The sequence below is a fragment of the Hydrocoleum sp. CS-953 genome (assembly GCF_002260545.1).
Taxonomy (GTDB): domain Bacteria; phylum Cyanobacteriota; class Cyanobacteriia; order Cyanobacteriales; family Microcoleaceae; genus Trichodesmium.
Genome location: NZ_LGSU01001394.1, coordinates 1 through 11,972, shown reverse-complemented (window position 1 = coordinate 11,972; position 11,972 = coordinate 1). Strand labels below are relative to the sequence as shown.

General features: G+C 36.2%; 10 protein-coding genes and 3 pseudogenes. 4 read left to right on the top strand and 9 right to left on the bottom strand.

The window, feature by feature from the left end; all coding sequences use genetic code 11:
• Nucleotides 1-380: 380 nt before the first annotated feature.
• The 4 genes from AFK68_RS27695 to AFK68_RS42700 form a co-directional block, all read right to left on the bottom strand.
• Nucleotides 381-623, bottom strand: a complete 243-nt coding sequence (locus AFK68_RS27695) for a DUF4276 family protein (RefSeq protein WP_210407655.1) — start codon at nucleotides 621-623, stop codon at nucleotides 381-383.
• Nucleotides 624-702: 79 nt separating this feature from the next.
• Nucleotides 703-972 carry a hypothetical protein gene (locus AFK68_RS27690; protein WP_094676857.1) on the bottom strand — a complete coding sequence of 90 codons (270 nt, stop codon included), beginning with the start codon at nucleotides 970-972 and terminating at the stop codon, nucleotides 703-705.
• A gap of 23 nt (nucleotides 973-995) precedes the next feature.
• On the bottom strand, nucleotides 996-1,463 hold the full coding sequence (locus tag AFK68_RS42705; RefSeq protein WP_246844506.1) for an AAA family ATPase: 468 nt from the start codon (nucleotides 1,461-1,463) through the stop codon (nucleotides 996-998).
• 21 nt (nucleotides 1,464-1,484) lie between these two features.
• Nucleotides 1,485-2,219, bottom strand: coding sequence for an AAA family ATPase (locus tag AFK68_RS42700; RefSeq protein ID WP_246844505.1), 735 nt, complete (start codon nucleotides 2,217-2,219; stop codon nucleotides 1,485-1,487).
• A gap of 630 nt (nucleotides 2,220-2,849) precedes the next feature.
• On the opposite strand from AFK68_RS42700, the pseudogene AFK68_RS27680 reads away from it, so the two are divergent.
• The 4 genes and pseudogenes from AFK68_RS27680 to AFK68_RS27665 all read left to right on the top strand — a co-directional run.
• Nucleotides 2,850-3,510 (top strand): annotated as a pseudogene (locus tag AFK68_RS27680) (Ppx/GppA phosphatase family protein); the annotation flags it as partial.
• Between the two features lies 1 nt (nucleotide 3,511).
• A pseudogene (locus AFK68_RS27675) lies at nucleotides 3,512-4,037 on the top strand (Ppx/GppA phosphatase family protein); the annotation flags it as partial.
• A 1-nt stretch (nucleotide 4,038) separates the two neighbouring features.
• A pseudogene (locus tag AFK68_RS27670) lies at nucleotides 4,039-4,903 on the top strand (HD domain-containing protein); the annotation flags it as partial.
• Nucleotides 4,904-5,549: 646 nt separating this feature from the next.
• Nucleotides 5,550-5,717 (top strand): metallothionein, encoded by a 168-nt coding sequence (locus tag AFK68_RS27665; RefSeq protein ID WP_094676855.1) that lies wholly within the window; start codon nucleotides 5,550-5,552, stop codon nucleotides 5,715-5,717.
• A 1,467-nt stretch (nucleotides 5,718-7,184) separates the two neighbouring features.
• Here the strand turns inward: AFK68_RS27665 and AFK68_RS27660 are convergent.
• The 5 genes from AFK68_RS27660 to AFK68_RS27645 all read right to left on the bottom strand — a co-directional run bounded on the left by AFK68_RS27660 (nucleotide 7,185) and on the right by AFK68_RS27645 (nucleotide 11,733).
• Nucleotides 7,185-8,042: a peptidylprolyl isomerase gene (locus AFK68_RS27660; RefSeq protein ID WP_371357593.1), complete on the bottom strand. Its 858-nt coding sequence runs from the start codon at nucleotides 8,040-8,042 to the stop codon at nucleotides 7,185-7,187.
• Nucleotides 8,043-8,107: 65 nt separating this feature from the next.
• On the bottom strand, nucleotides 8,108-8,428 hold the full coding sequence (locus AFK68_RS27655) for a hypothetical protein (RefSeq protein WP_094676853.1): 321 nt from the start codon (nucleotides 8,426-8,428) through the stop codon (nucleotides 8,108-8,110).
• A 658-nt stretch (nucleotides 8,429-9,086) separates the two neighbouring features.
• Nucleotides 9,087-9,212, bottom strand: coding sequence for a hypothetical protein (locus tag AFK68_RS43655; RefSeq protein ID WP_256386668.1), 126 nt, complete (start codon nucleotides 9,210-9,212; stop codon nucleotides 9,087-9,089).
• 108 nt (nucleotides 9,213-9,320) lie between these two features.
• Nucleotides 9,321-9,686, bottom strand: coding sequence for a HetP family heterocyst commitment protein (locus tag AFK68_RS37465; RefSeq protein ID WP_168186684.1), 366 nt, complete (start codon nucleotides 9,684-9,686; stop codon nucleotides 9,321-9,323).
• Between the two features lie 52 nt (nucleotides 9,687-9,738).
• Nucleotides 9,739-11,733, bottom strand: coding sequence for an HlyD family efflux transporter periplasmic adaptor subunit (locus tag AFK68_RS27645; RefSeq protein ID WP_094676851.1), 1,995 nt, complete (start codon nucleotides 11,731-11,733; stop codon nucleotides 9,739-9,741).
• Nucleotides 11,734-11,972 lie beyond the last annotated feature (239 nt).

Genomic DNA, 11,972 nt, shown 5'->3' with positions numbered 1-11,972 from the left:
ACTTAAGATAATATAAATTGCAATATTTTTTAGAGGCGATCGCTTCTTCTAATTTATCAAATTAATTGTTTTCCGATTCCATTATTTCCAATAAACAATCATAAAAAACTTGAAAACTTTTTGAGGTATTTTCTGTAGGGTTCATGCGGGGGTGCAATATCTCTAGCAGCTCTCAATTTTTCTAATCCTCCTGGATGATAACCTTTTCTTTGAAGCACTTCTTTTAATTAATGGATAATTGATAATGGATAATTACCTCATCTAAAACCATCATATTGAATATAAGGAAATATCCTAGCACTTTCTTTCCCTTATGGGGGCAGGCTTTTAACCAAGATATTTAATTATTAATTATTAATTATTAATTATTAATTATTCGGTCAAGCTTCCCAAGTACCACCTTTAATGTCATCTGGGTCACGATATTTAGCATTTTGACTGAGATGTTTAGATACTTTAGGATAAGCTTTAGTCAAAGCTGGTATATCTCCAAAAAACCAAGCTTCTAATTCCTCAATCATAATTCTATTAATTAATTGATATTTCTTTTTATTTTTACTCTTTGCCAGAGTTTTTGTCATAAATCCAGCTTCGATACCAGTTTCTTCTAACTCTTGTTTCAATTTTTTACCGAAAAATTTGGGTAATTAAGCCTCCTCTTTTAAGAGGATAAAAAAATAAAATTCCGTATGTCAAGCCTCCTTATTCCACGAGGTACTGATAACTGATAACTGATAACTGATAACTGAAATGGCAATTTTCATTATCTCTATCTACTAAAATTATAATTCTCCAATCATCAGGTATCCATTTTTTATACCCTTTTAATCGTCCGGGTAGTTGAGAAAATAAATCTTCTTTACCCTGAAAAAAGTGAGTTTCAAAAGTTATTGATTCACCCAGAATTTTTGGTAATAAATGACAGAGAGTTTCCTCTGTTGACCGATCCTCTACTAGAAATTCAATATGCACTCGTTAGCCACTCCTAATAATTACTAATTTTTAGGTTGATTTTTGCGTGGTGCGCCTTGATTTTTTAAAGGATTTCCAAACTCAAAATAGTCTTCCATCCATAAATTACCTAAAGATGCTCCTTCTTCAATAAATTCTTGAATACCTAGCATTTCGTCAGTACGTTTCGCTTGAGTATAACCATCTTCATTTCGATAAAGTACCCATAACTCTTGAGGTCTTATCCCATCAATAAAAAACGGAGAGTGAGTTGTTACCATCAGTTGAGTATTAGCTGAAGCTGCACGACATTCTTCAGCAAGTTCTGGTAATAAACGAGGATGTAAATGATTTTCTGGTTCTTCAATACCGATAAGTTGCGGTGGATCTGGGTCGTGTAAAACAGTAAGATAAGCTAACATTTTTAAAGTACCATCAGAGGCAAACTTAGCTAGAATTGGTGTAGCAAAAGGAGCATCTTTTATCTGTAGTAAAAGTCTTCCATCTTGCATAATTGAAGCTTCAACTTTTTCTCAACGTGGAACTCTACGAGAAAGAATATCAAGAATTTTTTCAAGTCGTCCTGAATGTTGTTCTTTAAGATATTGAACAACATTAGGTAAATTATCCCCTGTTGGCGATAATCTTTCTTGGGCACCCGCTTCAGGAATACTGCGAGTATTGTCCGCAGTTAAATAGGAAAGATGCCAACCTGTAATAAATTTTCTCAAGGCACTAACCCGAGGATGTTTAGCAAATTGTCCGAGGGTACTTACTGCTAAAAATTCCGCAGATTCTAATTTTTCATCTATACGTTTGTCTTGTTCATCAGGCATTTCTCCAGTAATTACTTTTCCTTCCCCTTCTTTAAAGTCTAAAAACCTAAACGGTTTTCCTCTTGATTTTCTTCTCCATTCCAACCATTCTTCAGCAACATAAGGACCTTTTGTTCTTTCAGCAATTGCAAGATGATATGTAATTAAAGGGGATTTTTTTGTTTCTCGATATTTAAGTTCAAATACTATATTTCCCTCAGTATCTCTAGTTCTTAATTCTTTAAATCTCCCCCTTTTTTCCCAAGCTTTTCGGAGACCATCTGTAAAACATTCTGACAAAAAAGCAAAGACATCAAATATTGTTGATTTACCACTACCATTAGGACCTAAAAATACAGTTAGTGGAGTGATTTTTTTTAGTTCTAAATCACGCAGAGCGCGATAGTTTTGCACTCGTAGATATTCAATTCTGGGAATAGATTTTTTAGGCATTATTTAGTTTTACCTTCCTTTTAGTTTAAGTATTCAGTTACAGCAATCCTAAATAGGTTGTAATGTAACATTTTATCGTAGGGGTTTGGTTTCCAAATCCCTCATGCACTTGGGTTTGGAGACCAAACCCCTACAGTTTTTTTGACAAATAATTTAGCATTCAGCTTTTGAACTTAATAACTTACTTTTGATACAGTCATAATAGCTAAGATGCATATCCTACAAAGGTTTTATTATTGATATTTGTATCTCACCGTAATCCACTGTAATCCTTTCTATACTTCAATCTCCATCGCGGCTATACCTTAACAAGTACAATTTGTCAATAGTAAAAGTCCATTTTAGTTATTTTTTGTCATAATAAAACAGATGACATTATTTAATCTAAAATTTAACAAACTTGTAAACTAGGACACATTTATATGGTTACATCTGTTCCTCTAGTTAGAATTCCTACTCCACTAGGAAATAAAGACCGTATCTTGGCAGCAATAGATATGGGTACAAACTCCTTACATTTGGTGGTAGTAAAAATAGACCCCAGGTTACCCGCTTTTACTATTATTGACAGAGACAAAGANCATTATTTAATCTAAAATTTAACAAACTTGTAAACTAGGACACATTTATATGGTTACATCTGTTCCTCTAGTTAGAATTCCTACTCCACTAGGAAATAAAGACCGTATCTTGGCAGCAATAGATATGGGTACAAACTCCTTACATTTGGTGGTAGTAAAAATAGACCCCAGGTTACCCGCTTTTACTATTATTGACAGAGACAAAGAAACAGTAAGACTGGGAGACTGCGGAACGAAAGGTAATTTAAAACCGGAAGTGATGGATAGAGCGATCGCCACTTTGGAGCGTTTCCAAAAAATTGCCAAAAGTGCTAATGCTGAACAAACTATCACAGTTGCTACCAGTGCTGTACGGGAAGCACCCAACGGCAAAGAATTTCTTAACAGAATAGCTGATGAGTTAAACCTCTATGTTAACTTAATCTCTGGTCAGGAAGAAGCACGACGAATTTATTTAGGGGTGCTTTCAGCAATGGAATTTAACAACCAACCCCATATCATTATTGATATTGGAGGAGGTTCCACAGAATTGATATTAGGTGATAGTAATACACCGAGAACTCTAAGCAGTACAAAAGTAGGTGCAGTACGTCTGACGAAAGAATTTGTTACCACAGATCCCATTAGTAAAAGTGAGTTTGCGTATTTGCAAGCTTACACTAGAGGTTTATTAGAACGTCCGACAGAAGAATTATTAGCTAACATCAAACNTTATTGATATTGGAGGAGGTTCCACAGAATTGATATTAGGTGATAGTAATACACCGAGAACTCTAAGCAGTACAAAAGTAGGTGCAGTACGTCTGACGAAAGAATTTGTTACCACAGATCCCATTAGTAAAAGTGAGTTTGCGTATTTGCAAGCTTACACTAGAGGTTTATTAGAACGTCCGACAGAAGAATTATTAGCTAACATCAAACAAGGTGAAAAACCTCGGTTAGTTGGAACTGCTGGTACTATTGAAGCTTTAGCAACTATTCATGCTTATGAAAAATTGGGTTCTGTACCAACTCCTTTGGGGGGTTATCAGTTTAGTTTTGCCGAGTTGGAAGAATTGGTGAATAAATTGAGGAAACTATCTCTTTCTGAAAGACTGGAACTTCCAGGAATGTCCGAAAAGCGAGCAGAAATTATTTTGGCAGGTGCTTTGGTTTTACAAGAAGCAATGAGATTATTGGAGATGGAGTCAGTAACTATTTGTGAAAGAAGTTTACGGGAGGGAGTAATACTTGACTGNGTTTAGTTTTGCCGAGTTGGAAGAATTGGTGAATAAATTGAGGAAACTATCTCTTTCTGAAAGACTGGAACTTCCAGGAATGTCCGAAAAGCGAGCAGAAATTATTTTGGCAGGTGCTTTGGTTTTACAAGAAGCAATGAGATTATTGGAGATGGAGTCAGTAACTATTTGTGAAAGAAGTTTACGGGAGGGAGTAATACTTGACTGGATGTTAAATCATGGTTTGATAGAAGATCGCCTCCGTTTCCAAAGTTCAATTCGGCAACGTAACACCCTAAAAATTGCGCAAAAATATCAGGTAAATTTGGAGTCTAGTGAAAGGGTTGCTTCTTGGGCGTTGTATTTATTTGACCAAACTCAGGGAGTGCTGCATCAGTGGGGATGTGATGAACGAGAGTTATTATGGTCAGCAGGAATTTTGCATAACTGTGGTTTATATGTAAGTCATTCAGAACACCATAAACATTCTTATTATTTGATTAGGAATGGGGAATTATTGGGGTATAGTGAGATTGAAATTGAAGTTATTGCTAATTTAGCTCGTTATCACCGCAAGAGTTTACCCAAGAAAAAACACGAGCATTATCAAAACTTACCAAAAAAATATCAACAAGTAGTATCTGAGCTAAGTGCATTGTTGCGGTTGGCGATAGCTTTAGATAGGCGACAAAAAGGAGCGATCGCTAGTATCACCTGTTGGTTAAACAAAAATCAAAAGGAATTTCATATCTGGTTACGACCTGCTGACTCTGAAGATGATTGTGCATTGGAGTTGTGGAGTTTGGAATATAAGAAGCAGGCGTTTGAAGAGGAGTTTGGTTTAAAATTAATAGTAAAATTGGAAACTGCAATTGTATCTGTTTGAAGAAGGTGATATAGAATCTGGATAATTACTATAGCTTGCGTCCGCAGCGACTGCAACGGAGTGGAAGGTTTGCGGAGCATTCCGGAACGGATAGCAATCTCATAGGTTTAAGAGATTGCTTCCTATCGTCGATAGGGACGACTGTTCAACCGGATTCTATATGATAGGTTGTAGGTTAACTACGATATTGTAGGGAGTTTGGTAACCAATTCCCTAATTTGGGCTAAAAAACAGGGGGTTTTACAGCGGTTTTCATTTCGGTAGACCACAGTAGGGACGTTCCATGGAACGTCCCTACTAGGTTTTGGTTGTGAAGATGTGGTTGATCAACTTGAAAATGGCTGTATAAAAATTTACAAATTTGCCCCTCGTGGCACGAACCCTAGCTTTACGCCTGTAACGAAAAGGATTGAAATTGACTTCAGTTTAATCCACTAAAAAGACTATAAATNAGTATGATGTTTCTTTTGAGTTTGGTAGTTTTAGTAGTGTGTTTGGTAACACAGGAGACTTGATCGAGCTAGAAGGAAAAACCCCTGAGAAAAGGGGTCCGAAAAGAATACAGATAATGGCGAAAAAATATTTAGATGTTAAACTACAAATATGTCAAATTAAATCAAAAATGTGAAGAATTAAGGGTATTAAAATGACTACTGTAACTCAAATGAAATGTGCTTGTGAATCTTGTCTGTGTATCGTTTCTATAGAAAGCGCCGTCAAGAAGAATGGTCAAAACTATTGTTCTGAAGCTTGTGCTAATAATCATCCCGATGGTGCAGGTTGTGGTCACGAAGGTTGTGAGTGTAATAGTTAACAAATATTTGCTTGTAGGGGTTTACTCTTCAAACCCCTTATAGAAGCCCTAAGCGTATCTCCGCAAAGGTAAAGGTTTTTGCCAAAGGAGTCAGGAGATGGAGAATAAAGAAATAGAGGAAAAATGTAGAGTAGAATTTAGGTCGCCTTACTTCATCATCTCCCCCACTCCCCTACTCCCCTACTCTCAATCTCTAATTTTAAATAGATACCTTTAGGGGTTCTATAAAGAATTATTTTACATGGTCGTGGAACCAAAGAATAAGGGTTTCAGAGATTTTAGGCTCATTGCCCCTCGTTGCAATAACATTATACTTAGTCCGTATAGTGAGTAGATTTATATGTAGAAAGGAACTTAATATTTTAACATTTACTTGATTGATTAGCTCTTATCATTTTTATACAGAACTATCACATATTTATCCCTGCTATGGGGGAATAGATTACACATCTCCAGGAATTAACTTTTAGCTTAGGAATTACAAGGATTTTAAGATTAATTATGGGAGATATTTATTGATTTATAGGAACTATTTTTCGTTCAGGGATAATCAGTTTTTCCATGACATATTCGATAGTTTGCTGATTTACCCAACCTTGTTGAACAATAATTTCACCCAGACGGAGGGAATTTTTCTGCTAGTAGAAGTCAAGGCAAATTTTGTACAGGTATAGTCTACTCCCAAACCATCAACTACTATAGCTTTTCTGTTGTTTAGTGCTGTGGGTATTAGCACAAGGTTCAAATCTAGAATTAATTGCACTCATCTAAGATGAGTATGGTATAGAATGAGTAGGAGGTAAGTAGGTGGACAAAAACATTTACTGTCATTAATTCTGTCCGACTACTTTATAAATCTTACCTCCTATCAAACTCGGTTACTATTTCTTTAATAGACATCTCCAAAAAAGAAAGCTTTTTGTAAAAGTAGGCACTTATGCAAGAAGCAAGAGGTGGTAGATGTTCACATAATTAGGCATCCACAAAAGACTTTTAGGGTGACTTTTGCTTGATTCATCTTATGTCGAGACTTTATATGTAAGGTTTGTACAGTCGTTTTGGATAAGACTTATATAATTTCTGGAGATGTCTGATGATAATTAATTAATCGTTGGGTATTTATTAATATGCCCACAAAATTATAGGCATCATAGGTGGTTTTATTGTTTTAATTAATAATTAAATAATTCAGCTTTATTAGCCTCCCCTTTCAAGGCAAGGTCTATTTATTATCACCAGAGAAAAAAGGAGGAGAGGGTGGGGAGTGTGGGAAGTACCAGAACTCAAAAATATAGGGTTGTAAATATTCTCTGACGACAATGAATTAGCCCTGCCCTTTCAAGGGGAAAAAAAGTGCTAGGATATTTCCTTATGTTCAATTCCCGTAAGGTTTTAACCAGAGGTAATTATCAATTATCAATTATCCATTATCCATTATCCATTATCCATTATCCATTTTGTGCATCCTTAAGTTATTTGCTGCTTTGACTCGTTAATTTCTTCCGGCTCAATTTGATTATATAACATATAGTTAACTTCGTTAGCTAACCACTGCTTAAACATATTATTCAAAATTTCTTGGTATCTTTCCTCTGTTAACTCGGCCTGGATAAATTTTTCTACCATCAAAATATGATATCCTTGATCTGTTTTAAGAGGGGAAATTACCACTCCTGGTTTAGCACTAAATACTGCTGCTGCCATTTCTGGTTTTAAACTCAAACGGTGAAGTTTACCTTCATAACCAGAAACTTGCCGTCGGTTTTCGTCTATATGATAACAGTGAGCAGCATCATAAAAGCTGATTTCTTGCTCTTTGATTTGATAATATATTTCTTGGGCAAGTCGAGGTTCGCTAATAATGATTTGATATAATGATACCTGGTCATAATTAATGCGATTTTGAGCAAAGGATTTCTCGACTTCCTCTTTAAACAAATTCTCTGCTAGTTTCTGAGAAAGTAAGCGAGCGCCAATTCCGGCTTCCAAATCTTCTACTGTAATCATTTGTTCTGCAAGCCAAGCAATGGTATCAGATACTTTATATAATTTCTTTTCCATTCTCAGGCTATCGCCTTCTGCCTGTATTTCTTCTGGAGATACAGTTATCCCTCTTTCCTGAGCAGCTTTCTCTATAACTTTTTGATTTAAGATTCGTTGCCAAATTTGCTTGTATTGAACATTTTGTTTGAGGGAATTGATAATATCTATATCTGCTATAGATTGGTTATTAATCATCACCATTCTACCACTTATTTGAATTGAATTTTTAGCATTAACCCAACCATTAATTAGAGGTAATATGTTGATGATACCTCTAATCAATAGCTACTTAAATAACTAAGTTATATTTCCCTATTGGGGATTGGGGATTTCAAGTTTAATTTTGTCTAAACTACTTGATAAATAGTGATGCCACCGATAGTCTGAACAGAACCACTGACACTACTGGACGAAGTAGCAATTCCATACCCAGAAGAAGCAGTTCCATGGCTACTTGCATGGCCAGAATTGGGAGTAAGCAGCATATTACTTACGCTCGTAGCTTCTGCGAAAAACCCCTCTGCCCAAGTAGAGACAGATGTAGTAACATTAATCAAAGTCTGAGGTTGAGGAAAAGGAAACAATGGAGGAGGAGGAGGACTCGAACCACCGTTCACTAAACTGGATTCGTTAACATTTTCTAGATGATTTAGTTCAGCAATTTTCATGTTTTTTCTCCTAATTTTTATTTGATAACTTTATCATTTGTATTTCATTTTTTTTGATAGTAAATAATTTAACTAGATTTTTCTTGCCATTTTGGCAGAAAAATATTGGCTATCTACTACTTCTTTGACCTAGATTTTGAGAATTAATCCTGCTATATTTTAGAGGTAAATATTGAATATTCCTCTAACTAATCCGACTAAAAATTTATGTCATAACTGTTTTAATAATAGATAATTTAACTAGAGTTTGGTTGCCATTTTGGCAAGTTTATAACTTTGATGATTTATTGCCATTTTGGCAGATTTTATATAGATAAATATTGACATATTTGATAAATCAGAGATATGATTTATTCGTGGTAAACCACATATTTCTACAGTAATAAATCAGACAATATTTGTGAAAAATCAACCCTCTAATAGTATTTTAATCAAGTTGCTGCCGAGGGTACTCACATCCATATTCAGGATTTATTTACNATATTGACATATTTGATAAATCAGAGATATGATTTATTCGTGGTAAACCACATATTTCTACAGTAATAAATCAGACAATATTTGTGAAAAATCAACCCTCTAATAGTATTTTAATCAAGTTGCTGCCGAGGGTACTCACATCCATATTCAGGATTTATTTACCTACTGATAAATTAAATTAGATTGCTAGGGCATCTTGCTGATTTTTACGATCGCTTGATGCCTGTTTATTTTGAGTGTATTTGGCTTTTTGATTGGCAATACTTGTAACTTTTGAATCATTATTTTCACCAACAAATTCCATTCAGAGAATATTTATGAAAAATCAACCCTCTAATAGCATTTTAATCAAGTTGCTACCGAGGGTATTCACATCCATATTCAGGATTTATTTACCTGCTGATCAATTAAATTAGATTGCTAGGGCATCTTGCTGATTTTTACGATCGCTTGATACCTGTTTATTTTGAGTGTATTTGGCTTTTTTATCGGCAATACTTGTAACTTTTGAATCATTATTTTCACCACCACATTCCATTTCATCTTCACCTCGGTTTCTGTGTTTACTCGGTTTACAACCTTTACAATTTTCTTTGATTAACCGATTAAATGTACGATAGGGAATGTAGTCGAGGGGGTTATGACCACCAAAACGTAAGATTAAAACACAAGCCCAAGAATACTTGCCAGCAAGTATGGCTTCAATAATTAAATCAAACTGTTCGCGAGTCATTATTTTATCTAATTTGCTTTGACGATACAGTAATTCAGAACTCATAATTTTATCTCCAGATTTTTTCTAATGAATTTAACAATATTTGAAAGTGCTATTAAAAATTGATGCCTTCTGCTTTTAATTGCTTAATTGGGTCTAATAAAACATCTGCAATGCGACGGCGACGAATAATAATGTCCGCGCTCGCAGTTTGACCAGGTTTAAAGATAATCTTTTCACCATTTTCTGTCACATAGTTACGCTCTAAAGTAATTTCAACTTGATAAACATCTCCCATTTGTGCATCCTGGTCTGTATCAGGAGAAAGAGAGGAAACCTTGCCAGATATTAGTCCATAATCTTGATAAGGATAAGCATCAAACTTAAGTTGCACTGGCATCCCCACTCTGATAAATCCAGCTTCGGGATTAGGTAACTTAGCAGACAAAACCAGTGGGGCGTCTTGAGGGCCTATTTCTGCAATAGTTTGCCCAGGTTGCACAACCTCACCACTATTACCAACATTCAGAGAAAGTAGCACCCCACTCACAGGCGCATAAACAAACCGTTCCTTCAACCTAGTCTCAGCAGTGGCAAGTAAATTTTTATTTTCACTAATTCTTGCTTTCAGTTGAGTTAACTCAACTTCTAACTGCTGAATACGTTGCTCCATTTCTAACTGAGTTGTTTGTGCTTGTGCCTGTTTTTGGGAAAGTTGGGCTTTTAGCCGCTGTGCTTCTGCCAATGCTTGCTTTAATTTGCCTTCGGTTTCAGTTATTTGGGTTTGCCGATCTCGTAAATTCTGTTCCACTGTAAACAACCTTTCCCTGGCCTGGGTTTCCTCTGACAACTGTGCCCGAATAATGGCATTTTCTCGGTCGCGCAAAGCTTGTTCGGCTGAAAACAACCGTTCCCTGCTCTGAGTTTTCTCAGATAACTGCGCCCGAATAATGGCATTCTCCCGGTCGCGTAAAGTTTGTTCAGCTGAAAACAAGCGTTCCTGAGCCTGAGTTTTCTCAGATAACTGCGCCCGAACTAGAGCCTGTTGCCGATCGCGCAGTGCTTGTTGGGCTTGAAATAAACGTTCCTTTGACATTGCTCCCTCCTCGACCAGAGGCTGTAATGCTTCTACCCGTTGCTGATGTTCTACTACATCTGCTTTGAGTTGCTTAATCAACTCTTGGGTTTTGTCTGAGAGTGGAGCAAGTTCTTGCCTTCTTTTTCTAGAAGCATCTACATCAGCTTTCAGTTGTTCCAGTAACTTATCTGTTTGACTTTCAATTGGTTCTAGCTGTTGTCGTCTTTCCCTAGAAGCATCCACGTCAGCTTGCAGTTGTGCCAATAACTCCAGACTTTTATCTGCTAAAGGTTTGAGAGTTATGTATCGTTTCTGTAATGCCGCCACATCTGACTGTAACTGATTCAGCATCGCCTGCGTAGTGTCCACATTTTTTTCTGCTTGAGCGATCGCTACTGACTGGGTTCTCATATCTGCCTTTGCCACAGCATCTCTACTTTTGGCTTCCATCCTCAGTCTGTCGAGCAAACCTTGTTTCTGAACTAACTCTTTTTCATAAGCAACTTGCTGTTGCTTTAGTCGCTTTACTTCTATTCCCGCCAGTTTCGTCTCTAGTTCAAGCAAAACTTGACCTGCTTTTACTGTATCTCCCTCTTTTACAGGGATGTTAGCTACTTTTCCCATCTCCACCGGATGGACTTTGTAAGCTTGTCCCTGTGGAACTAACTCCCCCCGTGCTTGCCCTACTTCATTAATTTTGCCAAACCATGCCCAAGCACCGAAAGCCATACAGAAAGCCATACCCCCTAATAGTACTTGCCGGGGAAATGCTGCTGTTGGTTTATCGAGCAAATTTTGGACAAATGGTGACCAATTGGAACTATTAACATTTTCAGTCGGTGTTGCTCTGTCCTGACTTTGAGCAGGTGTGGGTAACTGTGGTCCCCTAACTGATGTTGCTATTCCTCCATAGATAGAGGATGCTAATTCATCTATTTCATCGTACTCTGCATTTATATCCTGTAAATTCCAGCTTTTAGCAGATTCATTGTTTTGATCGTATTCTGCTTCTGATTTAGTCTGATCATCCATGGACTCACCCTTCTTTTTTTGATCTTTGTTTCAAGCTGTTAAACTTTTTTTGAAAAATTGTATTATTTATTATTTTTCCCTCCGTAATCATACTAACTTAATATTCGGCTTCTATTTGCCAAATTGGCAGGTTTTTACAATTAATTTGAAGTTGTGTAGCCTAATTAAGTTATTTGATTTTCTATTAACGATTATCTTTGATCAAACATACATAACTCCTATTTGAATTGTCTATAAAT